This window comes from Cyanobium sp. NIVA-CYA 375 (assembly GCF_056108345.1).
The window spans coordinates 1-25196 of record NZ_JBSYHW010000002.1 but is presented as its reverse complement, the minus strand read 5'-3'; the positions used below and the strand labels follow the sequence as shown (position 1 = coordinate 25196).

Sequence of the window (25196 nt, the reverse complement as noted above, 5' to 3'; positions counted from 1 at the left end):
AGCAGCATGAACATCCTTGTGATGGGCGGCACCCGCTTCGTGGGCAAACCGCTGGTGGAGCGGCTGCAGGCTGAAGGCCATGCCCTCACCTTGTTTACCCGTGGCAACAAGCCAGCGCCGGCCGAGGTGGAGCACCTGATCGGCGACCGCAGCTCTGCTGGGGGGCTGGAGCCGCTAGTGGGTCGCAGTTTTGATGTGATCGTCGATAGCTCGGGCCGCAGCCTTGAGGATTCCCGCGCTGTGATCGAGCGCACCGGGCCTCCGGCCCATCGCTTTGTTTATGTGAGCTCGGCCGGTGTATATGCCGACAGCGAGCTCTGGCCCCTCGATGAAAACAGCCCCGTTGATCCGGCCAGCCGCCACGCTGGCAAGGCCGAAACGGAAGCCTGGCTGCGCAGCGAGGGCATCGCTTTCACCAGCTTTCGGCCCACCTACATAGTGGGGCCGGGCAACTACAACCCTGTAGAGAGCTGGTTTTTTGATCGCATCGTGCATGGCCGGCCCGTGCCCCTGCCCGGTGATGGCAGCACGATCACCCAGCTGGGCCATGTGGCAGACCTAGCCGCCGCCATGGCTCGCTGCATCGAGGTAGATGCCGCCGCTAATCGCATCTACAACTGCACCGGCAGCCAGGGCGTCACCTTCCGCGGCTTAGTGCAGGCAGCGGCCCGGGCGGCCGGCAAGGAGCTCGCTTCTGTGGAAATCCGCAGCTTCGATCCCGCTGCTCTCGATAAAAAAGCCCGCAAGGCCTTCCCGCTGCGTCTGGCCCACTTCCTCACCGACACCACCCGGGTGCGGCGTGAACTGGCCTGGGAGCCGGCCTTTGACCTCGAGGCCACCATCGCCGACAGTTACACCAACGACTACGCCCTGCGGACTCCCACCAGCCCCGATTTCTCCGCAGACGGGGCCTTGATCGGCTGAGCTCCTTTGCCGCAGCTGTGAGGCCTATTTCCATAAGCTGCTGCCATGAACTGGACGACCGACTCCATTCCAGATCAGGCCGGACGCTTGGCCCTGATCACCGGCGCCAATAGTGGCCTGGGCCTGGAAACGGCTAGGGCCCTTGTGGCCAAGGGTGCCACCGTGGTGCTCGGCTGCCGCAGCCTGGCCCGGGCAGAGCTGGCCAAGAGTCAATTACAGGCAGCTGCCGCTAGCGGGGGTGGTGCCGTTGAGCTGCTGGAGCTTGATCTGGCCAGCTTGGCTTGCGTACGTCGTGCCGCCGCCGAACTGGCTGATCGCTACGGCCGGCTGGATCTACTGATCAACAACGCCGGCCTGATGGCCCTGCCTCGGCAGCTCACCCCCGATGGCTTCGAGATGCAGCTGGGCGTGAACCACCTGGGCCATTTCGCCCTCACCCTGGCCCTGCTACCTCTGCTATTTGGCCGCCCGGATGCGCGGGTGGTGAGCGTTACCTCCGGTGCCCAGTATTTCGGCCGGATTGCTTTCGACGACCTGCAGGGTGAGCGCCGCTACGACCGCTGGGCTGCCTACGGCCAGAGCAAGCTCGCCAATGTGATGTTTGCCCTAGAGCTGCAGCAGCGGCTGCGGGATCAGGGCCAAGCCGTGCTGTCGCTGGCGGCCCATCCGGGCTTTGCCCGCACCAACCTTCAGCTGGCCTCGGTGGCTGCCAATGGCTCGTGGTTTGAACCCCTGGCCTACCGGCTGATGGGCCCGCTGTTGCAGAGCGCCGCCATGGGAGCGTTGCCCCAGCTGTTTGCCGCCACCGCACCCGAAGCCACCCCAGGGGGCCACTACGGACCAAACGAGTTTGGCGGCATGCGGGGCTGGCCCACCGAGGTGCGCATTGCCCCTGCGGCCCTCGATGCCGATCAGCGCCAGCGGCTCTGGCAGCGCAGCGAGGAGCTCACTGCTGGGGCTGGGGAACGATGAAAGTCCTGGAGCGCGCTGAATGCCTGCTGGATGCGCGCAGTTCCGGCAATATGAATTTCGCGGTGGTCGCCGACTTGCGCGGTCGTTCTTTGTGGCCAAAGTTGAACCGATTATTTAATGAAAGCTTGCGTTGATATCGCGGTCTGCAGGGCTATGAGGTTTTGGTACACCGACGTGTGGCCGTTGCTGGGGCTGTACTAGTGGATATTCAACAGACGCAGGGTGTGCATGTAGGTGGTATTGCTGACCGCCAACCCTGTGGCCTGTTCCAGACTGGCTTTTAACTGGCGGGCTACCGCCGCCGCCGGCATGTATTCCGGTGAACAACAAAGCAGCAGGTGATGGGGAAGGTGTGGTTGATTACCCCTGGTGGCTGAAGCGAGGCGAGATCCGGTTCCACCATCGTGTTGGTGTACGGCACCAGTACCGCCAGCACGGCCTGCATCGATGGCCTGCAGCCTGAGCAACACTTCAACCTTAAATTTAGCGGCCATGCGGCGTTGCTGGGCTGATCGCCGTGGCCAGTGAGAGCAAGTAGGTGGGATCCTCGCTGCCGAAGATGTGATCGAGATGGGTGAAGTAGAGGCCGAAATGCACCCCAGGACGCCTGTGGTGAATGGCATGGTGGCTCGGACCAATCAACCACCGGCCCAGCCAGTGGTGCGGAAAGGCCAGGGGCAGGCGGTCCAGACCCAGGTGGTTCACCACCGCCCAGACGGTCATGGTGCTGAGCACAGCGATCAGGGTGATCGGGTGCAGGGGGATCAGGGCCACCACCACGATCAGGAACAGGGCCTGCAGCGCCGCCTCCGGTGGATCGAAGGCGAAGGAGGTCCAGGGGGTGGGGCACTGGGAACGGTGATGGCCGCGGTGCATCCACCCATAGGGGGCAGGTTGGTGCACGAGTCGGTGGGTCAGATAGAACCAGGCGTCCTGCAACAGCAGCACCAGCAGGTAGCTGGCCAGCCCATAGGCCAGCCCGCTAACGGGGTTCGGCACAGCCGTGTAGAGGCGGGTCAGCCCGTGGCGATGGGCCGCCAGCAGGGCGAGGGAGGCGAGGGCAAACACCCCGGCCGAGAGCACCGAGAGCACAATGTCGCGGCGGATCGAAATCGCGGAGGGTTGCTTTGGTGGCGTCTTGCCCGGGGGACGGGCGGCGTTGTTTGGGCGGTAGAGCAGCAGGTGGGACACCCCGGCCACCAGTAAATATCGCGCCAGGATCAAGCCGAACACGATCAGCCCTTCGATCAGCGGCGTGTCCCCCTGTCCCGTCCCAAAAACCACCCCAGCCATTGCCGCCATTCCATCCAGCCCATCGAATCCAGCGGATCAGCCGTCAACGTCGTCGTGGCGCAGCTCCTGCTCCAACTAAATCAGACTAGGTGCATTCGTAGCTGTTGAGCACCCGCCCCAGCAGCCCCGACCCACCACCACCGCGTCAAGGAGTCCGGACTGGCTTTCGCCTTGGTGGGTCGTGGTGAACATCGGGGTGTGGAGATGGCTTGCTAAGGAAAAGCTCCCCCAGTCTGGCGCCCCCTGCGTTGAAGTCTGTCCTGTCCACCGGCCTTGTCAGCGCTACCGGTGTCGGCACCAGCAAAGCTTCCGCCGCTATGGCTCGCACGTTGCCCTGGAGTCCCTGAATCTCTCGATCGGGGCGGGTGAATTCTTTTCCATGCTCGGCCCGTCCGGCTGCGGTAAGACCACCACCCTGCGGCTGATCGCCGGCTTCGACCGGCCGGACCGGGGCCCCATCCTGCTCCAGGGACTGGAACTCGCCGAGGCGCCGCCGCACCGCCGGCCCGTGAACCTGGTATCCCAGAACTATGCCCTGTTTCTCCATCTCAACGTGTGGGACAACGTGGCCTTCGGGCCCCGCTCCCAGCGGCTGGGGGAAGCGGAGATCCGCCGCTCACCAATCGCGAGATCGTGCTGGCCACGGCCCTGCTCAACCTGTTCGTGGATCTAAACCTGCCCCGGGGGCCCCTCACCCTGGTGCTGCTTAGCGCGAGGGGCCAAGTAGCCCCAGGCCGAGCTGAGCGCTAGCAGCAGGCAAGGCCAGAACAACCACCAGCCCACCAGTTGGGCCCGGCCGTCGCCGCCCCAGGGCCAGAGCAGCAGCAGCAGGCTGGTGAACTGCAGCAAGGTTTTCGCCTTGCCCCCCAGGGAGGCGGGGCCGCCGCCGCTGGCCTCGCTACGCCAGCCGGAGATCAGCAGCTCCCGGGCAAGCAGCAGCCAGATCGCCCACAGCGGCAGGATTCCCTCCGCTCCAAGCCACAGCAGCGGCGCGCTGATCAGGATTTTGTCGGTGAGGGGATCGAGGCGGGCGCCCCACACCGAGCCGCCGCCGGCCCGGCGTGCCAGGGCGCCATCGGCCCAGTCGCTCAGGCCGCCCAGTAACAGCAGCCACCAGGCCAGGGCTGGTTGGCCCCCCGCCAGGGCAATGATTAGCGGTAGTCCCAGCACGGCCCGGGCCACGGTGAGGCCGTCGGCTAGTTGGCGTATCCGTTGCGTCGCCATGGTGTCTGCCGTGCTCGGCCCCAGAATGGCTCCAGTCGTCTTGTTTGGCCCGTGGTGCAACAGCTGGTTTCCGCCGTGATGTCTGCGCCGGTGTTGAGCGTCACGGCAGACAGCCCCCTGCAGGAGGCCGTGAAGCTGATGAGCGAGCACCACATCAGCGCTTTGCCGGTGGTTGATGGCAGTGGCGCCCTGGTGGGCGAGCTCAGCGAACAGGACCTGATGGTGCGCGAGAGCGGCTTCCAGCCCGGCCCCTATGTGATGCTGCTGGATGCGGTGATCTACCTGCGCAACCCTCTCAACTGGGACAAGGAGGTGCACCAGGTGCTCGGCAGCACCGTGGGTGAGGTAATGAGCCAACACCCCCATAGCTGCAGCGCCGAGCTGCCTCTGCCGGCAGCCGCGGGCCTGCTGCATGAGCGCAGTACCCAGCGGTTGTTTGTGCTCGATCAGGCTGGCCGGCCCGTGGGCGTATTGACCCGCGGCGATGTGGTGCGGGCCCTGGCGGCAGCGGGATAAGGCAGGAGTATCAGCCGATCAGGGCCGAGCTAGCCGCCTTGAGCCCTGAGGCCAAGCAACGATGGCACCCTCTGCCACCAGCCAGATCCGTTCACCTGGGGAGCAGGGATGGCCTCCGGTCAAGCTGCCGTAGGCGGGTAGGGCTAGGCGCTCACTGGTTTCGCAGTAGCTGAAGCAGGGCAGCCGCAGCCGATCGGCACCCCTGCCCACCACCGCCACTGGATGGAGGTGGCCGCAAATATTCAGCAGGCCCGCCCGCGGCTCTGGAATGTGGCTCAGCCACCAGGGGCCAAGGGCTTGGGAGGGCTCTTGCGGCAGCCCCTCGATCCAGCTGCCCTGCTCGTGGTTGCCGCCGATCAGGCGCAGTTGGCAGCCCAGCAGCTCCGGTAGGGCCGCCAGCTTGGCGCGGAGTTCGCCGGTGATCCCTAAGCGGCTATGGATCAGGTCTCCCAGCACCATCACCTGCTGGGGCACCAGCTGATGGGCCAATGCCAGGAGCCCATTGAGGGTCTCGCCGTCGCCATCGCTGGGCAGGGGAATGCCGTGGGTTTGGAAGGTTTCCGCCTTGCCCAGATGCAAATCCGCCACTAACAAGGCCCGGCGCTTGGGGTCCCACGCCGCCTTGGCGCCAAGCAGCTGCAGCGGCTGGCCCCGCCATTTAAAGCTGACGCTTGCTGCAGCAGCGCTTCGGTCTGCGTTCACACCATGCCCTGGGCGCATCGGACGTGGGAGCGTGTACGAGCCATCATCGGTAGCGTTGATGCCTAAGGATCCTTCCGCCACCCTGTTGACCCTGGCCCCGTACTTGCTGGGGCGGGTGCGGCGTGGTGTGGTGGGCAGCAGTCGCTATGCCCAGCGCCTGCGCGAGCAGATCCGCCAGGCTGCCGCTGACCCCGCTGGGCACGCCGTGTTGGTCAGCGGCGAGCCGGGGCTGGAAAAGGACAACATCGCGGCCCTGATTCATTTCGGCTCTGCCGCGCGCCGGCAGTGGCTGGTGCGTCTCGATGGAGCTACGTTGCGGGCTGATGGCGCCAATTTGTTCGGCCAGCCAGGCAGTGATGGCGACGGGTCTTTGCTGGAGTGCCTCGGCAATGGCGCGCTGCTGATCGACAAGCTCGACCAGGTGCAGCCGTCCCTGCAGCTGAGCTTGCTGGAGCTGGCTCGCACAGGGCGCTGGTGCTGTCCGGGGGAGGGCAGCAGACCGCGCCATTTCGGTGGCAGGGTGTTTTTCACCGCCGAGGCCGCCCTGCCTGCTTTTGATCAGGTCTGCGATCTGATCCGGGTGCCACCGTTGCGGGTGCGGCGCCAGGACCTGGGCGAATGGTTGCGCTATGGACTGCGCCAGCAGGCCCGTAGCGCCGGTTGGGAGGTGCTGCCGCAGGTCAGTGATGCGGTGGTGAGGCGACTCCAGAACTACGACTTTCCCAACAACTTGCGCGAGCTGGATGGCTTGATCGCTCGGGCCATGGAACAGGTGCGGCTGCAGGGCAGCGACAAAAAGAGCCCCCAAGGGGTGCTGCTGCCTGAGGATGTGTTCTGGACAGCCAATCGTCCGCAACGGCTGAGATTTGATCTCTGGCGTTGGCGCCCACCCCTGCGTCAGCTGTTGCGTCAGCCCTCGCTTTGGGCTGGCCTCAAATTTGGGCTGGTGAGCTGGTTGTTTGTGGCCGTGAACCTATGGCTGTGGCTGGGGCCGCAGTCTCGGGAGCACAACGGCGCTCTCAACCTGTTCTGGGCGTGGTGGTGGCCCCTGATATTGCTGTCGTACCCCCTGGTGGGTCGATTCTGGTGTGCGGTGTGTCCCTTCATGGTTTGGGGAGAGATCACCCAGGGGCTGGCCCGGCGGCTGGGTTGGCAGCCCAGGCCCTGGCCGCGCGGTGAATTGGACCAGTGGGGCGCGCCCGTGCTGGCTGCCGGCTTCGCTGGGATCCTGCTCTGGGAGGAGCTGGCAAATCTGGAGAACACCGCCTGGCTCAGCAGTTGCTTGCTGCTGGGGATCACCGCTGGTGCGGTGCTGGGCTCCTTGCTCTTCGAGAAGCGTTTCTGGTGCCGTTTTCTCTGCCCAGTGGGCGGCATGAATGGCCTTTTTGCCAAGCTCGCCATGACTGAATTGCGGGCCCAATCGGGCACCTGCAGTGGCAGCTGCAGCAGCTACGGCTGCTTCAAGGGAGGGCCTGCGGTGGGAGAGGGACTTGCTACCTCCGGCTGTCCCCTCGGCACCCATCCAGCCCACCTCACCGACAACCGCAACTGCGTACTCTGCTTCACCTGTGCCGCCGCCTGCCCCCATCGTTCGGTGCAGCTGCGCTTAAGGCCACCGGCTGCCGATCTGCAGCGGGATATGGATCCACCCGCTGGAGAAGCGGGCCTGATCCTTGTGCTGGCTGGCGGTATCAGCCTGCATCATTGGCAGCGGCTGGTGGGCTGGTTGCCACTGGCGCCCGAGAGTCTGCAGGCCGGTCCGTTGCTGGCGCGCTTTGCCATCGGGATGCTGGCGCTGGCGTTGCCGTCCCTTGGCTGGCTTGCATTGCGCCGCCTGCTGGGTCTGTCCACCAGCTCCCCTGCACCTGCTGCTGCCCTTGCTCTGGGCGCTGCTGCTGGCCCGGTACCTGCCCCTGGGGCTCCAGGAGGCGGGGCTGTTGTTGCCGGTGAGCTTTGGCTGGCCGGATCTGCCCCGCTGGAGTGCCGACACCCATGTGATCGCTTTTTGCCAGAGCGCGGCCGTGCTGGTGGGAGTGGCGGGCACGGCCATGTTGATTCCCCGTTTTCAGCCAGCCGGCTGGAGCCGTTGGGGCGGATTGGCTCTGGCCCTGGTGCTGGCGGCGGCTGGCCGCTGGTTGGTGACGGCTTAAACCAGGCGGGATCCAGAAGCGCGCTGTTGCTGTTGCGGGTCGAAGACTGCGGCGATGGTGCGGATCAGCCAGCGGCCCGAGGTGGTGACTGTGACCAAGCCAAGCCGACCGCTGGTTTCCAGTTTCACCAACCCATCTTTGGCCAGCTCCTGCAGTTCTTGCCACTCCCTACTGAAGCGATCAAGCTCAAGGGTCGCTGCAAATTCGCACATCACCTGACGGATCAATTCGCGCCGGTCCAGCGTCTCCGCATCCTTCACAACCAAGCCGCGCTCCACGGGCAGGCGACCCTCTTCAAGGGCCCGGGTGTAGGCCTTGAGATCCCGTTCGTTCTGGGTGAATAGGTGCGGGAATTGGCTGATGGCGGTGGGCCCCACCCCCAGCAGCTCCAGCTCCCCACCGGTTGTGTACCCCTGAAAGTTTCGATGCAGCAGCCCAGCTCGGGCGGCCTCTGCCAGGCTGTCGCCGGCGAGGGCGTAGTGATCCATGCCAACAGCCTCGTAGCCAGCACCGCAGAGCAGCTGCTGGGCGTCTTCGAGCATCATCAAGCGGTCGCCCTGGTTGGGTAGATCGCTGGCGGCAATTTTGCGTTGCAGTGGCAACTGCTCCGGCAGGTAGGCAAAGGAGAACAGGGAGATGCGATCAGGGCGCAACTGCTGCACCAGCGCCAGGGTCTGGCGGAAGCGCTCCGGTGTCTGGAGCGGCAGGCCGCAGATCAGATCCACATTCACGCTGTAGAAATCCGCCTCCCGTAGCCAGCCCATCACCCGGAGCAACTGCTCCGCTGGCACGATTCGATTCACAGCCTTCTGCACCTCTGGATTGGCGTCCTGAATGCCAAAGCTGATGCGGTTAAATCCCAGGCCCCGCAGATGCAGCACCTCCTCGCGACTGAGGAATTCAGGATTAACCTCGATGGAAGCATCGAGGTTGGGCTCGAGATCGAAGTGCTGCTCCAGTAATCCCCAGAGCCGGGCAGATTCTTGCTGATTGAGGTAGTTGGGGGTACCGCCCCCCCAGTGCAGTTGGGCGACCCGACGTCGTTGTGGCATGACTGCCCTGAGGAGCTCCAGCTCAATCCCCAATGAGGCCAAGTATGGCTCCACCACCTTGGAGCCGAGTTGGGTTGTCACCCGGTTGCAGCCGCAATACCAGCAGGCATGGCGGCAGAAGGGCACATGCACGTAGAGCGAAAGGGGTGCGCTGGTTGGTTGGGCAAGTTGCCGGCTGAGATCCCCTGCTCCAATTCCGATCTCAAACGCTGCTGCGGTGGGATAGCTGGTATATCGGGGAACGGGCTTGTTGTACTTGTGCAGCAGCTCGATCGGGCTGAGCGCAGTGGCGATGGCGGGCATGGGAGTGAGGGGTTGGGTTGGGGGGCTGGGATGCGTTGCCGCCTTAGATCTCGGCGAGTTCGGCTAGCAGTTTCTGGGTGAGCTTGAAAGCCGCTACGGCTTCATCCAGCAACTCCTCCTCTTCAGCCTCCGATAGATCCATCTGCTCAAAACCGTCATGCAGGGCTATTTTCAGGGCAGGGATCTCTTGCTCAAATGACCAGAATTTCAGTGCTGGCAAGCCATGGCGGCCCAGAATGATGTTGGCTTGGCCCCCAAGTTGCTGTCCGCCGGAGAGATCGCCGCCATAACGCACATAAACGTGTGCCATCAGCCGGTGGGGTGCCTGGCGAGCCAGCAACTTGACCTGCGCCAGCCAGCTGGCTGCTGCCGCTGATTCCGGTGTTGCTGGCAACACGGCGAGCTGTTCCAGGTCGTGCTCTAGGGCGTGCCTGCGGGCCAGATCTGACCAAGGAATGTTCGTTGCGCCAAGGGCGGTGGCTAGGTCGGGGGCCTCCTGCTCAAGCAGGGTGTAGGCCGGGAGCAGCGCCCTCAGCAGACCTGCCAGCTGCAGCGGCTTGGCTCTCCCTTCCAGTAGAGCCCTAGAAAACTCCATCCCTTCCGCCTGATGGTGGGCCTTGCCGATATGGGCGTGCAGTTTGCGCACCCGAGGTCCAAGGGTTTGGCCCTGCTGGGAGGTGGTGGACAGGGAAGGAGAGGAGAGCATCGGACCTGCCCGGACGGGCGGCGTAAACTGGATCAATGATATGCCACTACCGTTGTTACACTGTTCCGTGATTCCTAAAACGTTGCAACGTTTCCCATGGCCATACCCTTTGAGCCCCAGCCGGGCCCGCCGCCGACGGACCTACTCCAGCTGCAGTTGCTAGTGGCTCCGTTCCCAGCGCTCAGTGGGGATGGCCAGCTGCGCGAACTGATGCTCGAGCGACGCCGTCATCAGGGAATAGGCGAGGCGGGCCTCTGGTACTGCCCGCCGAGCTTCTGCTCCATGCTGGGTTCGGAGGCGATTGCCATCCTCGATCCCAGCGTCGCTGTCTGGCTGCAGTTGCGGTTGGGTGGCGATTTACGGCCCATGCAGCTCAGCAGTGCCTGGCTGATGGGCGAAGCGATTGATCTCCCCTCCCCCGCGCCCCTCGCTGACCTGGCCTGGATCAGCTAGTTGCAGCAGCAGCCAGGCCTCCGGTAACGATGCGTCTGGCTGCTGTTTGATCAAAGCCGCTGGCTTTCAGGGCTTGAAGAAAGAGCTCGCTGAAATTTGCGAGCACCTCGTGCGGGTCCATGCCGATGGCCTTGAGGTCCTTGGCCAGGGTCTGCAGGATGGCCAGAGTGATCGGCAAAGCTTTGCGGCTGACCGTGCCGGCGGATGTCTGCGCTGCGCTGAAGTGGGCATGCAACCAGCGCTCCGCGTAGCCCAGATGCTCACCTTCATCGCTGATTACAGCGGCGGTGATGGGCTGGGCATAGGTGTCGGCCACGGGCAGGTAGGCGTGGTAAGCCGAAAGGGCAAAACACTCCACAATCAAGCCCTGAATCACCAGGCAACCCGGCAGGTCGCCCTGCTGGTTGCACCTCAGGAACAGCTCGTGCAGCGGGGCGAACAGGCGCCGTGCCAGGCCTAGATCGGGCTTGATTCCAAGGTTGCGACCGCAGCCCATGAAGTCGCTGGCGTGGCGCCCTTCCATGGCGGCTAGTCGCTCCAGTTCCTGCTGATCATTTGGAATGGCGCGGGCAAGCAGTCGGAAATGGCGACCAGCGAGATTTTCACCCACCACCACCATGCCGTTGATGCGGCTGTAGGCATCGCGGTAGACGGGGTTGGTGATGTCGGGAATGGAATGATTATTCATAATTTTCATAGTGTCTATCGCAAATTTGATTAGGTAAATTTATTCAGAGAAGTCGTTTAGGGCAGTCATTTAGAGAGCTCATTTGAAAGCTCCATCGGTTGCATCAATTGCTGAAGTAGCAGGAAGCCAAAGCGTGCCTTGAGGGCCAGCTGCCCCATGAGGTTTGTTTCACTGGCTTTCAGCTGGTGAAAGGTCTCAACCAGTTGATTACGCAGGCCGAAATAGCTAGCCTCCAGCTTGAATACCACGGGAAAGGCACGACGCGCTGAGCGGTTGGTCTGGCGGATGACCTCATCGTCAAAATGTTCCGGATCCATGCCAAGCAGCTGGTAGAAGTTGCCCCGCTCACAGACCGTGAGGCTGTGTGTTAGAAAAACACTCCAGAGAAAAAAGCGACTTAGCAGTCTGCCTCTAATGCCACTAGTTATCCCTGGCCAGCAGCGGATCAGCAGGTTAAAAATGTCGCCGTGGCGGTTTTCGTCCTGACACCATGGTTCAAAGAAGTCGAATAGGGGCGCGAAAGAATGCCCTGGATTGGCCTTGAGGTGGCGATCAATTAAAATATAACGCCAATAGCCAATCTTTTCAGATAGAAATACGGAATAAAGAACCCAGTTCAGTGGAAACCAAGTCACGGGCCTCTTGCTGCTGAGTGAAGGTAGATCGATCTCAATCCCCTCGGCCACAAGGGCTCTGTTCAGAAATCCAGCGTGCCTGGCCTCGTCTCTGGCCATCAGATTAAATAGGCGGCCAAGGTCTGTTCGCTGAGCCTTCATCAGCTGGCGAGAAAGCTCCTTGAACAATAAAAATCCTGAAAACTCTGACACGCAGGAGCGCACCAGGTAGCTCTCGTAGGCGTCCTTCTCGGTTGGATTCAGGCTGCACATGCGGCCCATGGGGACCTTGCGATCGAAGTGATCGCGGTTGTAGTCGGCCTCCATCTCGGCGAGCATGGCGTCGAAGGCTGGCCGTTGCTGCCCCAGGTCTGTACGGGCGGCCCTGGCGACATCTGTGGTGTAGAAGCGCGGGGCGAGCATGTTTTCCCGCAGGTGTGGGGCTGGTGCTGTGCTTGCCATGGGAGAGATGGGAATAGGGATTCGGCAGTGCAGAGGGCGAGGGCGTCGGCCCGCTGCCTAGGTGATCAAGTCCAGGTGATTAAGTCCAGGCGGGAGATACCTAGCGATTCAGTGGCAGTTCGCAGGCTGTACGGCTATCAGGATATCACGGAAATGTGTTTCTAGAGTAGCTGCTATGCGTTTGATGCTCTAGAGTGATCCAATCAAATTGCAGTGGAGCTTGGCGGTGGAGCACCTGGCTGACTATTTCAAGGTATTTTCGGAGCCGAATCGGCTTGCCGTACTCCATGCCCTGCGGGCGGGCCCCCTCAACGTGACTGCCGTTGTGGACAGCACCGGCCTGAGCCAGGCGCTGGTTTCGAAACATCTCAAGCTGCTTACCATCGCCGGTGTGGTGCAGCGCCAACCAGAGGGGGCCCTCGTCTACTACGAGGTAGTCGATATGGGCGTCTTCAAGCTGATTGCTCAGGCTGAAAAGTTGTTGCTTGCTTTTCGCCGCCAGCAACTAGATGCCCTTGCTGCCTTTCTCTGATGGCAGAAGAGCAGACCAGCCGCCAATACCTGAGTGCGGCCTTGGAGGCCGGCGAGCGCAATCTCCAGGGTCTGCGTCTCGGTGGCGTTGACGGTCTCGATCTCGACCTCTCTGATTGCAATTTGGAAGGCAGTTGTTTTAAGGAAGCACGTTTCGGCCATGCCCGTCTTCGGGGGGCGCAGGTGCAACGCTGCTGCTTTCAGCAGGCGTTGCTGTGGGGAGCGGATCTCTCCGCCATGCAAGCCCAGGGATCCTTTTGGCACGAAGCCGACCTTTCTGGCTGTCGCCTCCAGGAATCGAACTTTGATCGGGCCGTGATGCACCGCTGCTGTCTACGCGGCGTTGTGGCTGCTGGCAGCAGCTGGAAACAAGCGAGGTTGGTTGAAGCCGACTTCCGCTCAGGACTCGATCAACTCACGGATCTTGGCCATGCTGATTTCGCGGAGGCTGACCTCAGTTTTGCCCTGTTGGAGGGCGCCAACCTGCAGGGCGCCAATCTGCAGGGCAGCTGCATCTATGGAGCCAACCTGCGCAGCTGCAATCTGCGCCAGGCGGATCTAAGTGGTTGCGACCTGCGCGATACCCAGCTGCAGGGAGCCGACCTGGAGGGCGCCTGCTTGGTTGGGGCGCTACTAGCGCCAGGCCAGGGTTCTTGATTCAGGCCCTGCCCATGCCGCGTCGGTAGGCCGGTCGGGCCTGGGTGGCGGTGATCGTGGCCTGCACGTTGGGGTAGGGAGTTAGGTCGATCTGGGGGAAGAAGATCGGCAGGTAGGCCAGGTAGGCATTTACGGCGCAGTCGGCAACGCTCCAGGCTGGATCTCCCCAAGGCCCTGCCAGCAGCGAGCGGCCGTCTGCCAGCAGCCCATCGAGCACCTCCATCAACTTCGGGAATTCCCGCTCCCGGTTGGTAGGCACAAACAGCGCCACCGCCAGGGTGGCATTGGCAAACAAGATCCACTGGTTTGCCAGGGCCCTCTGGGCCGCCACCTCAGCCGTGGTGCCAGTGAATTCGTTGGCGTGGTGGTCGGCTAGATGCAGCAGGATGGCGCCGCTTTCAAACAGCTGCAGCGGTTTGCCGCCCGGCGCGCCCAGTGTTTCATCAACCAGGGCTGGCACCTTGGCGAAGGGGTTGATGGCACAAAAGGCTTCCTGCTTGTGCTCGCTTGCCTCCATGTCGAGCTGAATCCAGTCGTAGGCAATCCCCTTCTCCTCCAGATACCACCGGGGCATTGAGGCGCGGCTGCGGGCGCCGCCGTAAAGCTTCAGGGTCATGGAATGGTGTGGTTACTGGTTCAGGGGTTGCCAGGCGCCAAACGCCGGCGGCGGGGTATGGGGATCAACGCCTCCTGGATTCCCCTTGAGCAGAGATAACATGTGGATCTGTAGATGCTTCTGCCATGACCATCGCCCTATTGATTGCTCTGGCTGGTTCTTTTGCACTGATGGCTGTGATCGTCAAGCGTCTGGAGCAGGCTTGAGATAGCGCTGGGAGCCAAGGCACACCTGCACCGGATTGGTTTGGGCCCGCTTGGCTGCGTACATGGCGTTGTCAGCTGCTGCCAGCAACTGCTCGCTCGTGTAGCCGTGTTCCGGGTAGCGGGCTATGCCCACGCTGGCTGAAATCGCAATGGAGGGGTCCACTTCGAGGTATGGAGCGCGACTTGCTACCACCAGCTTCCAGGCCATGCTTTCAAGTTCCTCGGTGCTGCCAGCCTCTGGCACCAGCACAACGAATTCATCGCCCCCCTGGCGGCAGAGCAGGTCGCCTTCGCGGATCACGCTGCGGAAGCGATCGGCAACTAGCTGCAACACCCGGTCGCCCACGTTGTGACCAAAACGATCATTAACAGGTTTGAAGCCGTCAAGGTCGAGGTAAAGCAGGGCGACTGCATGGCCGTGGCGTTTTGCCAGGGAGAGGTGTCGCTCCAGCTGCTCCATCAGCATCGAGCGGTTGGCCAATCCGGTCAGGGTGTCGTGCTGGGCCATGAAGCGCACGGCCTGTTCAGCCTGTTGCCGCTCGGTCACGTCCTGCAGCATTCCCACGTAGTACTGAGGCTCGAGTCTGTCGTCGCGCACGGTGGAAATGCTGAGGTGATGGCAGCGGATTTCACCGCTGCGCACCCGGTTCCAGATGTCGCCTTCCCAGAAGCCCTTGTGAATCAATTCATCCCACATCCGCTGGTAGAAAGCGTTTTCGTGCCGCCCGGATTTGAGCAGGTTGGTGCGTTGCCCCTTGATTTCTGAGAGGCGGTAGCCGGTGAGCTGGGTAAAGGCGTTGTTGGCCATCAAGATCCGGCCTTCGGGATTGCTGACCAGAATCCCTTGGCCGCTCTCTTCAAACACCGTGCTGGCCAGGGCCCGCTCTTGGGCGGCCGCCTCGCTGATCGCCAGAGCTTCGCGGGTGGCGAGATGGTTGCTGACGAGAATCCGGGTGAGCAGGGCCGCTATCAGGCTGCTGGCCAAACCCACGACCAGATTCATCCAGTAGGCGGAGTCGATACCGTTCGCTCCCACCAGTCGGGGCGCGAGCTGAACGCCCACCAGCCAGGTGCGCCCGGCCATTGCGATGGTCTCGTAGCTGGGATGGCGCAGCTCGTTGCGGCTCTGCAACCTGAGGTTGTCGAAGAGGAGGCGACTGGCGTCGGGTTGGTCACCATCGAACACGAGCACGCCAGCTCCAGCTAGATCGGTGTTGTCGATGCCGCTGATGGCGCTGTTCACCACATCGTTGATGCGTAGGGGGGAATAGGCCCAACCCAGTAGCTCTTGTTGATTGATCCCCCGCACTAGCCCTTGGTCGGCAAAGATCGGCAGATAAATCAGCACTCCTCCTTGGAGGTCTTCCTGGGTTTCCTGCATCAGTCGCACCTTGCCCGTGAGGCTGGCATTGCCGGTGCGCCAGGCGCGTTGCATGGCCTGCCGCCGCACCGGCTCGCTGAACATGTCGAAGCCGAAGGCCCGTTGGTTGCGCCAGTCGAAGGGCTCTAGAAATTCGATGGCGCTGAAGTTTGCCCGGGGGCCGGGGGGCCGCACAGTGAAGGTGGGAAAGCCTTCGCTGCGGATGCGAGCCTCATAGGCCTGGAGCTGAACGGCCGGGAGCCAGCGGGCAAAGCCGACCCCCTGCACGCCCTTTAGGTGGGTTGTGTTGAGCGAAACGGTATCGAAAAAGGTGCTGAATTGTTGGCGATCCACCCCGCTGGAGGCGTTGAATAGCCCCACCACGGCGGCGAGCAAGGCGATGTTGACGTCGAGCTTGCCGCGCAGGGCATCCACGACGTTGTCGAGCAGGGTGGTTTCAATGCGGAGGTGCTTCTGAACGCCGAAGCGGCGGGTTTGTTCGCAGACGGCTGCGGTGAGAATCAGGCCCCCGGCCAGCACCAGCACAGGCAGCAGGGCCACGGGCCGCTGTCGCCGGCCAAAGCGCAGGAGCTGCTCAATCAGGATTCGGGGTTGTACCCGCACTTAGCCAATCCTGATGAATATCAAACCCTAGAAAGGTCTGTCTCGACCCGTTCGGCTTCCTGCCGTAAGCGCTCAAGTCGCTGCAGAAGTGATTCATTGCTCATGCGGTTGTTGAGGCGCTCCGCCAGCAGGGGAAAGGCCAGGGGGCCGGGCCTGGGGGTGCATTCGAGTTGCAGCGTGCAACGCTGCAATCGCTTTAGGGCACCGGTGATTCGGGGCAGGTCGAGCTGTTCGCGCAGCACCTCAGATCGGGCCTGCGCCACCAGGCGATTGTGGGGCTCGTGTTGGCTGAACACATCAAATAGCAGGGCGGCGCTGATCTGCAGCTGGCCGCCCGATCTGGCCTGGCCGGGATAGCCGTTGAGCACCAGCCCACTGATCTGGGCAATGGCCCGGAAGCGGCGGCGGCAGAGTTCGGAGAGGTTGATGGCCTGCTGTAGATCGGCCTCGAGGTTGGTGTTGTCCAGCAGGGCATCGCCGTGGAGATCGAATAGCTCCTCAAACGGGTAGCCCTTGGGGGCCAGTAACTCGAAGCCGTAGTCGTTTACCGAAACGGTGATCGTGCTGGGCTGCTGGCGGGCCAGGCGCCAGGCCCAGAGAAAGCCAAGTCCTTCATGCACGAAGCGGCCCTCAAAGGGATAGGCGTAAAGATGGCTGCCCTCCCGGCTGCGGCACACCTCCACCAGCAAGTCATCCTGTTTCGGCAGGCGCGAGAGCTGGGCCTGGCGCTGCAGCAGGGGCTCGAGCGCCTGCAGTTCTGGGCTGTCGAGGCTTGCCTCTCCCGCTAGAGCGCGGGCACAGCGGTCGACTTCGGCGCGCAGGTGCTGGCTGAGCAGATCGGAGAGAGCCATCTGGCCACCGGACCAGGCGGGCACGGTGGAGCTTTTTTTGGTGGTGGCCTTTACCTGGGCGGTCATCTCCCGCAGCCGCACGAATTCGAGCTGGCGACCGGCAAAAAAGAACACATCCCCGGCTTTGAGCCGGCCGATGAAGGCTTCCTCCACATGACCGAGCACGGCGCCGCGCACGAAGCGCACGGTGACGGCGCGGTCGGCGGTGATTGTGCCGATGTTGAGCCTGTGCAGCCGGGCGATGGTCTTTTCTTTGATCCGGTAGAGAAAGGGCTCGGTAGTGCCGGCGGTAAGGGGCTCGCGCTCGAGCTTGCGGTAGCGGGGATAGGCGCCGAGGCAGTCGCCGCCGTGCTCGAGGAAACGCAGGCACCACTGCCAGTCGTCGTCGCTGAGCTGGCGGTAGCTCCAGGCGCTGCGGACTGCCGCCAGCTCGCTTTCGGCTTGGAAGCCGGGGCCGCAGGCCAGGCTGGTGAGATGCTGCAGCAGCACATCGAGCGGGGCGTGCGGCGGGTGGCGCTCCTCCACTAGCCCCGCGGCCAGGCCCCGCCGCAGGGCGCTGAGCTCGAGGAGCTCCAGGGCATGGGTGGGCATGAACAGCACCTGGGAGGTGCCGCCGGGGTTGTGGGCGCTGCGGCCGGCACGCTGCAGCAGCCGCGCCAGGTTTTTGGCTGAGCCGATCTGCACCACGCTCTCCACCGGCTGGAAGTCGACGCCCAGATCGAGGGAGCTGGTGGCCACCACCCAGCGAAGGGCCCCGCTTTTGACACCGGCCTCAATCGCCTCTCGTTCGGCCCGATCGATAGCGCTGTGGTGCAGAGCCAGGGCGCCTTCCATCTCCGGGCAGGCGTAGCGGAGGCACTGGTGCCAGCGCTCGGCCTGGTTGCGGGTGTTGGTGAACAGCAGGGTGGAAACTGCCGGGTTGAGGGCTGCCACCAGCTCCTCGTACATGCGCAGGCCCAGGTGACCTGCCCAGGGGAAACCATCGATCGACTCGGGCAGCAGGCTGCGGATCGCCGTGGGCCGGGAGACGTTGGCGGTGATGATCTGTGGCTCTCCGGAGCCCACTCCCAGGGCGGCGCTGGCGGCTTCTTTTAGGTTGCCGATCGTGGCGCTGATCGCCCAGGTGCGCAGGCCGGGCCGCTGCTGACGCAGCCAGCTGAGGCACAGCTCGGTTTGGCTGCCGCGCTTGCTGCCCATCAGCTCGTGCCACTCATCCAGCACCACCGCCTGCAAGGCGGCAACCAGCTCGGTGGCCTTCGGATTAGCGAGCAGCAGGCTGAGGGATTCGGGGGTGGTGATCAGGATCTGGGGAGGGGTGCGCAGTTGCTTACCGCGCTCGTAGCTGGAGGTGTCGCCATTGCGGATTCCCAGCCGCAGCGGCCAGCCCATCGCCTCGATCGGCGCCTGGATAGCGAGGGCGAGGTCGCGACTCAGGGCCCGCAGGGGGGTGAGATAGAGCAGGCGCAAACCTGGGCCTGGAGCGGCTAGAAGCTCAGCGATCGGACCCATCACGGCGGCATAGGTTTTGCCGGAGCCGGTGGGCACCTGAATCAGGCCGCTGCCGCCCGCCAGGTAGGCATTCCAGGCTTGCCGCTGGAACGGCATCGGCGTCCAGCCCTGCTGGCTGAACCAGGCTTCGATTGGGGCCAGCAGCGTGCTGGAGAGATCCGATCGCCTGGCCTGGCCCACCGCGATCACCCGTGCAGAGTAGAAACTTAATCACCAAGGGGGCGGTGATGCGCTGCCATGCCAGTGACTGCTACCCACTAACTGGCGTGCGTGTGCAAGGAGATTAAAGGAAGGTTTGCTGACAGCCAACACTTTAATTTTCCGAATTCGTAATATGTAGGTAGTAGTGTTTGAAAACAGGCAGGTGGGGCTTTGGGGAAATAATTTGTTTGACTATTACGATGATAAGGCTAGCGGTGCCATCTTTTCGGATTGTCGGACATGGCGATACGCATTGTGGCGCCGATGGAATTTAGGATTAAGTTGCGATATGGTCGCATTCGTTGGCTTGAATCCATCGGCCGCAGATGAATCAATTGATGACCCAACTATTCGACGCTGCAAAAATTTTGCAAGAAAGTGGGGATTCGACGGAATGTATATGCTTAATGCGTATGCCTTCCGTGCGACTGATCCTAGTGATATGAAAGCGGCAGCGGATCCAGTTGGACCAAAAAATGATCAATTATTAAGGCATTATGGAAGCGAAGTTAATGCAATCGTCGCGTGTTGGGGTGCCCACTGCGAGCCAACACGTGAAGTCGTGGTTTGCCAAATGATCGGTAAGTTGGTTATGAGCCTTGGGACAACAAAACAGGGCCGTCCGAAGCATCCATTGTACTTACGAGCGGATTCCAAGCCGGAACCGTTTTGGCGGCCGCACGTGTGATCTGTTGAACGCTCTCGATCACCTGCCCGCCATGAGCTGGAGGGTGTGCCAGCAAGTCTTAGGTGGCGGGTCAGGTGCAATGGATTGTTAGGCACTTTCTTTTCGCGGTTACAGGCCTTAAAGAACGAAGCAGGAATCAGGCAGATGCCTCATAGAGATACCTCTGGAAGCCTGAAAAGAGCTGGCCGATGTCTTCTGGTCTGCCCAGATCGGCGACGGCATCAGCGATGGAGTTCTGGTAGCGGAGCTGCAGCAATGGCGTGAGCTTTTCCAGAGCCAGCTCTTGCACACCCAGCGTCACGTAGTGCTGGAGAACAAAATTTAGGAAGAGCTGCTGCTTGCTCGTGCATTTGGAATGGATGTAAAGGCGTGCATGCGCAGCGCGCTCCTCACGGGGGATGGGCTGCAGGGCATAGGCCACATGGGCCAGCACGTCGAAAAGATCATTGTTCGCGGCATTGATGATCATCTGCATCTCGGCCAGCTGGGCTGCACCAAACCCCTGCTCCTCGAGGCCCTGCAGCAGCTTGCGGCGAGTGTCTGGGAAACTCCAGAGTTCCCGCAGCTCGGCTTCGTCTTTCACGAAGTCCGGTAGTTTTCCATAGAGCAGTTCCAGGAACTGCTGGGAACTCATCGGTGTGCCGTCTGGGTGCCAGAAGCTGGTCACCATCATGTGCTGGATGGAGCGTTCCTTGCCGTCGCCCAGCTTGATGCGGGCCTTTTGGCGTCGGGCCTGGCCGCTGGTGTCGTCATCCCCGTCGGGGTCATTGGGTTCCGGTGGTTCAGGTGGGGGAAGAGCTTGCCCGGGGCCAAGGGGTTCGGGCTCCTGGGGTTCGCCATCCCACTCAGGATCACTGAAGTGGTGGTGGGCCTTCACGAAGTCGTAGATGGTGAAGTACTCCTTGCCGTCGAACAGGCGAGTGCCACGGCCGATGATCTGCTTGAACTCGATCATCGAGTTCACCGGCCGCAGCAGCACGATGTTGCGCAGGTTGCGGGCATCGACCCCCGTGGAGAGTTTTTGCCAGGTGGTGAGGATGGTGGGGATCGTCTTTTCGTTGTCCTGGAAGGCCCGCAGCCAGGTGTTGCCCAGTTCACCGTCGTTGGCGGTGATCCGCTAGCAGTAGTTGGGATCGGTGCTGGTCTTGAGCTTGTTGATCAGGTCACGGATCGCCAGGGCATGGTCCTGGGTGGCACAGAACACCAGGGTTTTCTGGCGTTGATCGATCTGGCCCAGAAAGATCTCCACCCGCTGCTGTTCGCGCTGTTTGATCTCGATGATTTTGTTGAAGTCGGCTTCCTTGTAGAGCTTGCCGGCTTCGATCTCACCTTCCACCACCGTGTCATCGGGCGTGTAGACGTATTCATCGAGAGTGGTGGTGATCTGCTTGACGCGGAAGGGTGTGAGGAAGCCGTCGTTGATGCCCTCTTTGAGGGAGTAAGTGAACACCGGATCGCCGAAGTAGGCGTAGGCGTAGGTGTCGGTGTTGCCGGCGCGGCGGGGGGTGGCGGTGAGGCCCAGCTGCACGGCAGGGGCGAAGTACTCGAGGATGCCGCGCCAAGTGGATTCGTTGTTGGCTCCGCCACGGTGGCATTCATCGATCACGATGAAGTCGAAGAAATCGGCCGGGTACTGGCCAAACCAGGGGGAGGGCTTGCCGTCCACCGGCGGGCCGCTCATGAAGGTTTGGAAGACGCTGGCGTTGGTGGGCACCCGACCCTTTTTGCGCAGGTCATCGGGTTCGATCCGCGCCAGGGCGTTCTCCTCGAAGGCGGCAAAGGCGGTGAAGTCGTTGAAGGCCTGATCGGCGAGGTTGTTGCGGTCGGCCAGAAACTGAATGCGGGGCCGGCGCGTGGGCTCGCCACTGAGCTTCAGCGGGCGGCAAACAGCTTCCAGAGGATCTGGAAGGCGATCGAGGTTTTGCCGGTGCCGGTGGCCAGTGTCAACAGGATGCGGTTCTGGCCGGAGGTGATTGCCTCCAGCACCCGCTTCACGGCGATCTCCTGGTAGAAGCGGATCTGCCAGCTGCCGCCCTTGTCGGGGTAGGGGATGGCGGCGAAACGATCACGCCAGGCGTTCTCTTCGGCGAAGGTGCGCTGCCACAGCTCCTGGGGCGTGGGGAAGGCTTCGGCCTCCCCCTCCTCGCCCGTTTCCCTCTCGATGACGTAGATGCCCTTGCCGTCGCGGATCTGCTCAATCGTGCGGCCCCGATCGCCCACCTCCAGGCAGCGCCGCAGAAAGGCGGCCATCTGCGCGTTCTCGCGGGACAGGAACTGCGAGAAATTTGTCTTCGCACAGCCTCTTCCATGCAAGAAGTCCGCCATTATGGACATTTGTTTAAAAGAATGTCCATAATGGCAAAATGCCAAGCAAGCCCCCGGTCGTCTTCCCGCAGGAGCAAAGGCTGCTTTCCCAGTTGGGCGAGCGGCTGAGGCTCGCACGCTGCGGCGCAAGTTGAGCAACGCCGTCGTGGCGCAGAGGGCCGGCATCTCCAGAACGTCGCTCTACAAAGTGGAGGCGGGCGACCCGGGAGCCACCTTGGGCACTTACCTGCGCGTGATGGCGGTCCTCGGGCTTGAAGCCGACTTCAATGCTTTGGCGGCAGACGACAAGGTGGGCCGCAGGTTGCAAGACCTAGTCTTCAAACCGCCCGCGTCACAGGCGCGGCGCAGACAAGCCTCCGCCGATGCACCCAAGGCTCCTAGCGGCCGCGCGAACGGCACGGAGAACTCACCATGAGCGGCCAGGACAACGCCCTAGAGGTCTGGCTCGAATGGGACCTGGGGCCGCCATGCCGGGTCGGCACCCTGGCGCATGACCGTGGGCAGATCCGCTTCCAATACGAACAAGCGTGGCTAAGGGACGCACGCGCATTCGCGATCGACCCGGACCTGTCGCTGGACAAAGCACCGTTCTTTCCCAAGCCCGAGTTGGGCAACTTCGGCATCTTTCTGGACTCATCGCCGGACCGTTGGGGCCAGACATTGATGAAGCGTCGCGAGGCCCTGCAAGCCAAGGACGAGAAACGCCCTCCGCGGACGCTGTACACGTGGGACTTCCTGCTCGGAGTCCAGGACTTCACCCGCCAAGGCGGCCTGCGCTTTCGGGGGGTCGGAACGCAGGAGTTCTTGGGCAACGAGAAGATGGCCGCACCGCCCGTCACCACGCTGCGGGAACTGGAGGCGGTCGCGTATCAGCTCAGCAACCGGCGCATCGATGACCTGGACGCGCTGCGCAAGTGGTTAGCAGTGCTGGTTGCACCGGGCGCGTCCTTGGGTGGTGCACGCCCAAAAGCCAACTTTACGGACGCAGACGGTTCGCTCTGGATCGGCAAGTTCCCGGCGCGAAACGACGACCGGGACGTCGGCGCCTGGGAACACGTCTTGCACGGCTTGGCGCAGAAAGCCGGCGTGGACGTGTCAAAAGCCAAGGTCGTGCGGTTGAGCAACGAGTTCCATACGTTCTGCGTGCAGCGCTTCGACCGCGCCAAGGGGACGCGGCGCTTCTGTGCCCTCGCTCTGTTCCTTGCTACGCAAGGAACAGAGCGAGGGCACAAGCTATCTGGAACTGGCCCAGCTCCTTCGGACGCGAGGCGATGGTGCGCATACGAGTGCCGACCTGGAGCAGTTGTTCCGCCGCGTCGCATTCAATGTGGCGATCGGCAATCGCGACGACCATCTGCGCAACCACGGATTTGTGCTGGCCGATACCGGCTGGCGTCTCGCACCTGCATTCGACGTGAACCCCAACGTCGATAAGGCAGAACACGTCCTCAACATCGACGACTCGGACAACCGGCCGAGTCTCACAACGGTGCTATCCACCGCGCTGTTCTATGGGCTGGATGAACAACGCGGAGGGCAGATCGTTGAGGATGTTGTGAGTGCCATCGATGGATGGAAGCTCGCGGCAAAGAAGGCCGGCATCGCGCGTAGCGATATCGAACTCACCGGCAGCGCGTTCTCTGCGCATGCGGAGTACAGGTCAGGCTTTGCAGCCTGACGCGTCAGCCGAGCGCCGGCCGGTAAGCGGTTGGCCAAAGGCCAGTCCGTCCGCACTGGCTTGTTGGGCGAGCCGACTGAGGGTGTCAGGTATTGGCAAAGCATGCTCGCGCATCGCTCTGCCTTCATGTTCGTATCTTGTTCTTCGGTACCTTGGCAAGATGCATGTCATGAAGTCTCAGGCGTGAAACTCTTCGAGGCGACGCGGAACTGCGATGGCAGTTGATCGCGATGCAGATCAGCCTCGTGGTACTGGCTCCAGAACAGAGCCCGCAGCTCGGCTGGCACCGTGAAGGTGATTAGGAAATACTCCACAGTCAGCAGTTTGGCCTGCTGCCGCTCGATCCAGCGCTGGCTGCCCGTGTGCTGGCAGTGGGGGCAACTGCGATGACCACAGGAATGGGGAACCTTGACGCTGTGGCTGCAATCTGTGCAGTGCAGCACCATCAGGTCACTGCCCTGGCGGCGGCAGCGCCGCATGGCTTGCAGTGCCTGGTGGTGGCTTGGTAGGAGCTGGGGGCCATGCAGGCGCTCCAGTTCGCCTTGGTGGTGTTCGACCAACTCGGAAAGGAGCACCATCACAGCAGTGATCGCGCACCACCTGGGTGATGTGGGCATAGCGGGCCGTGGTGTTGCTGTTGCTGTGGCCGAGCAGTGACTGGATCAGCCTCAGGTCCATCCCCTGCTCCAGTAGGTGGGTGGCGTAGGCATGGCGCAGGCTGTGGAGCGTCAGTTTTTTCTGGATGCCACAGTCCAGTCGTGCTGCCCTTAGTGCTGCCTGCACGCCACTGGCATCCATCGGTGCACTGGCGATGCGCACGATGAACTGGTGACCGGCCGGGGAGGGAAACAGCAGCCGGGGATGGCGGTGGCTGCTCCAGAAGCGGCGCATCGCCTGCAGGGTCACTGCCGGCAGGGGAACGTAGCGATCCTTGCCGCCCTTGCCATCACGGATGTGCACCCGCCGCAGGCTGCCATCGATGTCGGCCACCTCCAGAGCCAGGCACTCACTGATCCGCAACCCCAGGCTGTAGACCACGAGCAAAAAGATTCGGTAGCGCAACTTGCGTACCGTGTTGATTAATAGCTGTACTTCTTCCCTGGTGGGAATATCAGGTAGAGTGCGCACGCGCGGGGGACGGATAATCTTGATTCATTCCATCTCGCGTTCCAACACATAGCGGTGGAAGAACTGCAGACTTGAGAGGTCGACCTTGATCGTGCTCCATGAGTATTGCTCCAGCATGGTAGAGAAGTACTCTTTCAACTCGTCAGGCTTGAGGTCATCTGGGCAGCGGCCAAAGTGTCCAGCGACGCGAAAGAGCGTGCGTCTATAACTATCGATTGTCTTGTCGCGCAGGCCATGTAACTTCATGGCCTGCGTCATTGCAACTAAGAGAGTATCGAGCCTGGCTTGTTCAGCAGGATCCATGGGTCATGCCTCCGGAAGAAAAGATGAAGGAACGCTGCACATCGATGGATGTGCATTCCTCAGTGTCTTTCTCTCCTGGCTGAGCGGCATTGAGGCCCAGCCAATCGCTGCACTCAGCCGTTATGGGCTGGTCGTAGCGACAGACGATGCAATGCCTACCTCTGACAGGAACTGAGCTATAATTAGCTGTTGCAATCTGCCGCGTAGCGGCTTAGTTCAACGCGCCAGATCAGAAGCGGGCATACATCTGCGCATTGAACGTAGCCTTGGCTCCCGTCTTCTGCATCTGGTTGTTATGCGGTCTAAGAGAGCTCATGGCAAGACTGGTAGCCCCAGTTCCCTGAGGAAGGAATTATGCTTATCCCGTGCATCAGCAATAGCCTGCTCCAGTGAACCCAGCTCAGAGTTAACCGCTTGCAAGTCGATCTCCTCGTCTGCGGTTGCTGTGCTGATGTAACGG

22 protein-coding genes and 5 pseudogenes are annotated in these 25196 nt (G+C 62.2%); 12 read left to right on the top strand and 15 right to left on the bottom strand.

Going from position 1 to position 25196, the window contains the following annotated elements; translation table 11 throughout:
• The first annotated feature begins 6 nt into the window (after positions 1–6).
• Positions 7–924: an NAD-dependent epimerase/dehydratase family protein gene (locus AC01FP_RS00950; protein WP_474476978.1), complete on the top strand. Its 918-nt coding sequence runs from the start codon at positions 7–9 to the stop codon at positions 922–924.
• 45 nt (positions 925–969) lie between these two features.
• Positions 970–1896 carry an oxidoreductase gene (locus AC01FP_RS00945; RefSeq protein ID WP_474476975.1) on the top strand — a complete coding sequence of 309 codons (927 nt, stop codon included), beginning with the start codon at positions 970–972 and terminating at the stop codon, positions 1894–1896.
• 197 nt (positions 1897–2093) lie between these two features.
• Here the strand turns inward: AC01FP_RS00945 and AC01FP_RS00940 are convergent, their stop codons facing one another.
• Together AC01FP_RS00940 and AC01FP_RS00935 are read right to left on the bottom strand one after the other, a co-directional pair.
• On the bottom strand, positions 2094–2390 hold the full coding sequence (locus tag AC01FP_RS00940) for a hypothetical protein (RefSeq protein WP_474476972.1): 297 nt from the start codon (positions 2388–2390) through the stop codon (positions 2094–2096).
• The gene (locus AC01FP_RS00935; RefSeq protein ID WP_474476970.1) at positions 2380–3198 is read right to left on the bottom strand and encodes a sterol desaturase family protein; all 819 of its coding nucleotides are present in this window, start codon (positions 3196–3198) and stop codon (positions 2380–2382) included. Before AC01FP_RS00935 ends, AC01FP_RS00940 begins: the two co-directional genes overlap by 11 nt.
• A gap of 172 nt (positions 3199–3370) precedes the next feature.
• Between AC01FP_RS00935 and AC01FP_RS00930 the strand changes: the two genes are divergently transcribed.
• The gene (locus AC01FP_RS00930) at positions 3371–3862 is read left to right on the top strand and encodes an ATP-binding cassette domain-containing protein (RefSeq protein ID WP_474476967.1); all 492 of its coding nucleotides are present in this window, start codon (positions 3371–3373) and stop codon (positions 3860–3862) included.
• On the opposite strand, the gene AC01FP_RS00925 is transcribed toward AC01FP_RS00930, so the two are convergent.
• Positions 3859–4413 carry a CDP-alcohol phosphatidyltransferase family protein gene (locus AC01FP_RS00925; protein ID WP_474476964.1) on the bottom strand — a complete coding sequence of 185 codons (555 nt, stop codon included), beginning with the start codon at positions 4411–4413 and terminating at the stop codon, positions 3859–3861. The two genes, AC01FP_RS00930 and AC01FP_RS00925, sit on opposite strands and share 4 nt — an antisense overlap.
• 78 nt (positions 4414–4491) lie before the next feature.
• Between AC01FP_RS00925 and AC01FP_RS00920 the strand changes: the two genes are divergently transcribed.
• Positions 4492–4929, top strand: a complete 438-nt coding sequence (locus AC01FP_RS00920) for a CBS domain-containing protein (RefSeq protein WP_474477188.1) — start codon at positions 4492–4494, stop codon at positions 4927–4929.
• A gap of 18 nt (positions 4930–4947) precedes the next feature.
• Here AC01FP_RS00920 and pdeM read toward each other — a convergent pair whose 3' ends face one another.
• Positions 4948–5649, bottom strand: coding sequence for a ligase-associated DNA damage response endonuclease PdeM (gene pdeM / locus AC01FP_RS00915; protein WP_474476961.1), 702 nt, complete (start codon positions 5647–5649; stop codon positions 4948–4950).
• A gap of 40 nt (positions 5650–5689) precedes the next feature.
• Between pdeM and AC01FP_RS00910 the strand changes: the two are divergent.
• A pseudogene (locus AC01FP_RS00910) lies at positions 5690–6982 on the top strand (sigma 54-interacting transcriptional regulator); the annotation flags it as partial.
• A 795-nt stretch (positions 6983–7777) separates the two neighbouring features.
• On the opposite strand, the gene hemN reads toward AC01FP_RS00910, so the two are convergent.
• Positions 7778–9136: an oxygen-independent coproporphyrinogen III oxidase gene (gene hemN / locus AC01FP_RS00905; protein ID WP_474476958.1), complete on the bottom strand. Its 1359-nt coding sequence runs from the start codon at positions 9134–9136 to the stop codon at positions 7778–7780.
• Between the two features lie 43 nt (positions 9137–9179).
• Positions 9180–9842 (bottom strand): biliverdin-producing heme oxygenase, encoded by a 663-nt coding sequence (locus tag AC01FP_RS00900; RefSeq protein ID WP_474476955.1) that lies wholly within the window; start codon positions 9840–9842, stop codon positions 9180–9182.
• Between the two features lie 96 nt (positions 9843–9938).
• Here AC01FP_RS00900 and AC01FP_RS00895 point away from each other — a divergent pair, with 96 nt between their 5' ends.
• Positions 9939–10295, top strand: a complete 357-nt coding sequence (locus AC01FP_RS00895) for a hypothetical protein (protein ID WP_474476953.1) — start codon at positions 9939–9941, stop codon at positions 10293–10295.
• Here AC01FP_RS00895 and AC01FP_RS00890 read toward each other — a convergent pair.
• A complete protein-coding gene (locus AC01FP_RS00890; protein ID WP_474476950.1) occupies positions 10288–10983 on the bottom strand; it encodes a long-chain fatty aldehyde decarbonylase in 696 nt (231 codons plus the stop codon). The genes AC01FP_RS00895 and AC01FP_RS00890 overlap by 8 nt on opposite strands.
• A 65-nt stretch (positions 10984–11048) precedes the next feature.
• Positions 11049–12068, bottom strand: a complete 1020-nt coding sequence (gene acsF / locus AC01FP_RS00885) for a magnesium-protoporphyrin IX monomethyl ester (oxidative) cyclase (protein ID WP_474477185.1) — start codon at positions 12066–12068, stop codon at positions 11049–11051.
• 217 nt (positions 12069–12285) lie between these two features.
• On the opposite strand from acsF, the gene AC01FP_RS00880 reads away from it, so the two are divergent.
• Entirely contained in the window at positions 12286–12591 is a 306-nt protein-coding gene (locus AC01FP_RS00880) for an ArsR/SmtB family transcription factor (protein ID WP_474476947.1), read from the top strand.
• Positions 12591–13247 (top strand): pentapeptide repeat-containing protein, encoded by a 657-nt coding sequence (locus tag AC01FP_RS00875; protein ID WP_474476944.1) that lies wholly within the window; start codon positions 12591–12593, stop codon positions 13245–13247. The genes AC01FP_RS00880 and AC01FP_RS00875 overlap by 1 nt, the downstream gene beginning before the upstream one ends.
• 1 nt (position 13248) lies before the next feature.
• Here the strand turns inward: AC01FP_RS00875 and AC01FP_RS00870 are convergent, their stop codons facing one another.
• The 3 genes from AC01FP_RS00870 to AC01FP_RS00860 all read right to left on the bottom strand — a co-directional run bounded on the left by AC01FP_RS00870 (position 13249) and on the right by AC01FP_RS00860 (position 18602).
• Complete coding sequence (locus AC01FP_RS00870) at positions 13249–13863, bottom strand: glutathione S-transferase family protein (RefSeq protein WP_474476941.1); 615 nt, start codon at positions 13861–13863, stop codon at positions 13249–13251.
• A gap of 183 nt (positions 13864–14046) precedes the next feature.
• On the bottom strand, positions 14047–16053 hold the full coding sequence (locus AC01FP_RS00865) for a CHASE domain-containing protein (protein ID WP_474476938.1): 2007 nt from the start codon (positions 16051–16053) through the stop codon (positions 14047–14049).
• A gap of 20 nt (positions 16054–16073) precedes the next feature.
• Positions 16074–18602: a ligase-associated DNA damage response DEXH box helicase gene (locus AC01FP_RS00860; RefSeq protein WP_474476935.1), complete on the bottom strand. Its 2529-nt coding sequence runs from the start codon at positions 18600–18602 to the stop codon at positions 16074–16076.
• A gap of 157 nt (positions 18603–18759) precedes the next feature.
• Between AC01FP_RS00860 and AC01FP_RS00855 the strand changes: the two genes are divergently transcribed.
• On the top strand, positions 18760–19302 hold the full coding sequence (locus tag AC01FP_RS00855) for a DUF1643 domain-containing protein (RefSeq protein WP_474476933.1): 543 nt from the start codon (positions 18760–18762) through the stop codon (positions 19300–19302).
• 136 nt (positions 19303–19438) lie between these two features.
• Here AC01FP_RS00855 and hsdR read toward each other — a convergent pair.
• Positions 19439–21486 (bottom strand): annotated as a pseudogene (gene hsdR / locus AC01FP_RS00850) (EcoAI/FtnUII family type I restriction enzme subunit R); the annotation flags it as partial.
• Positions 21487–21742: 256 nt separating this feature from the next.
• Here hsdR and AC01FP_RS00845 point away from each other — a divergent pair.
• From AC01FP_RS00845 to AC01FP_RS00835, 3 genes and pseudogenes are all read left to right on the top strand, one after another.
• Positions 21743–22042: pseudogene (locus AC01FP_RS00845) on the top strand (helix-turn-helix domain-containing protein); the annotation flags it as partial.
• Positions 22039–22794: pseudogene (locus AC01FP_RS00840) on the top strand (type II toxin-antitoxin system HipA family toxin); the annotation flags it as partial. The pseudogenes AC01FP_RS00845 and AC01FP_RS00840, both read left to right, overlap by 4 nt.
• Before the next feature lie 16 nt (positions 22795–22810).
• Positions 22811–23305, top strand: coding sequence for a type II toxin-antitoxin system HipA family toxin (locus AC01FP_RS00835; RefSeq protein WP_474476930.1), 495 nt, complete (start codon positions 22811–22813; stop codon positions 23303–23305).
• A gap of 251 nt (positions 23306–23556) precedes the next feature.
• Here the strand turns inward: AC01FP_RS00835 and AC01FP_RS00830 are convergent.
• The 3 genes and pseudogenes from AC01FP_RS00830 to AC01FP_RS00820 form a co-directional block, all read right to left on the bottom strand.
• Positions 23557–23865: pseudogene (locus AC01FP_RS00830) on the bottom strand (transposase zinc-binding domain-containing protein); the annotation flags it as partial.
• Positions 23756–24433: a tyrosine-type recombinase/integrase gene (locus tag AC01FP_RS00825; protein WP_474476927.1), complete on the bottom strand. Its 678-nt coding sequence runs from the start codon at positions 24431–24433 to the stop codon at positions 23756–23758. The pseudogene AC01FP_RS00830 and the gene AC01FP_RS00825, both read right to left, overlap by 110 nt.
• A 24-nt stretch (positions 24434–24457) precedes the next feature.
• Complete coding sequence (locus AC01FP_RS00820; RefSeq protein WP_474476924.1) at positions 24458–24736, bottom strand: site-specific integrase; 279 nt, start codon at positions 24734–24736, stop codon at positions 24458–24460.
• Positions 24737–25196: the final 460 nt, after the last annotated feature.

Bases quoted from the DNA above. Each gene is read 5' to 3' on its own strand.
- AC01FP_RS00950 (WP_474476978.1), top strand. From the start codon at position 7: ATGAACATCCTTGTGATGGGCGGCACCCGCTTCGTGGGCAAACCGCTG.
- AC01FP_RS00945 (WP_474476975.1), top strand. From the start codon at position 970: ATGAACTGGACGACCGACTCCATTCCAGATCAGGCCGGACGCTTGGCC.
- AC01FP_RS00940 (WP_474476972.1), bottom strand. From the start codon at position 2,390: ATGGCCGCTAAATTTAAGGTTGAAGTGTTGCTCAGGCTGCAGGCCATC.
- AC01FP_RS00935 (WP_474476970.1), bottom strand. From the start codon at position 3,198: ATGGCGGCAATGGCTGGGGTGGTTTTTGGGACGGGACAGGGGGACACG.
- AC01FP_RS00925 (WP_474476964.1), bottom strand. From the start codon at position 4,413: ATGGCGACGCAACGGATACGCCAACTAGCCGACGGCCTCACCGTGGCC.
- AC01FP_RS00920 (WP_474477188.1), top strand. From the start codon at position 4,492: ATGTCTGCGCCGGTGTTGAGCGTCACGGCAGACAGCCCCCTGCAGGAG.
- pdeM (WP_474476961.1), bottom strand. From the start codon at position 5,649: ATGCGCCCAGGGCATGGTGTGAACGCAGACCGAAGCGCTGCTGCAGCA.
- hemN (WP_474476958.1), bottom strand. From the start codon at position 9,136: ATGCCCGCCATCGCCACTGCGCTCAGCCCGATCGAGCTGCTGCACAAG.
- AC01FP_RS00900 (WP_474476955.1), bottom strand. From the start codon at position 9,842: ATGCTCTCCTCTCCTTCCCTGTCCACCACCTCCCAGCAGGGCCAAACC.
- AC01FP_RS00895 (WP_474476953.1), top strand. From the start codon at position 9,939: ATGGCCATACCCTTTGAGCCCCAGCCGGGCCCGCCGCCGACGGACCTA.
- AC01FP_RS00890 (WP_474476950.1), bottom strand. From the start codon at position 10,983: ATGAATAATCATTCCATTCCCGACATCACCAACCCCGTCTACCGCGAT.
- AC01FP_RS00875 (WP_474476944.1), top strand. From the start codon at position 12,591: ATGGCAGAAGAGCAGACCAGCCGCCAATACCTGAGTGCGGCCTTGGAG.
- AC01FP_RS00870 (WP_474476941.1), bottom strand. From the start codon at position 13,863: ATGACCCTGAAGCTTTACGGCGGCGCCCGCAGCCGCGCCTCAATGCCC.
- AC01FP_RS00820 (WP_474476924.1), bottom strand. From the start codon at position 24,736: ATGGATCCTGCTGAACAAGCCAGGCTCGATACTCTCTTAGTTGCAATG.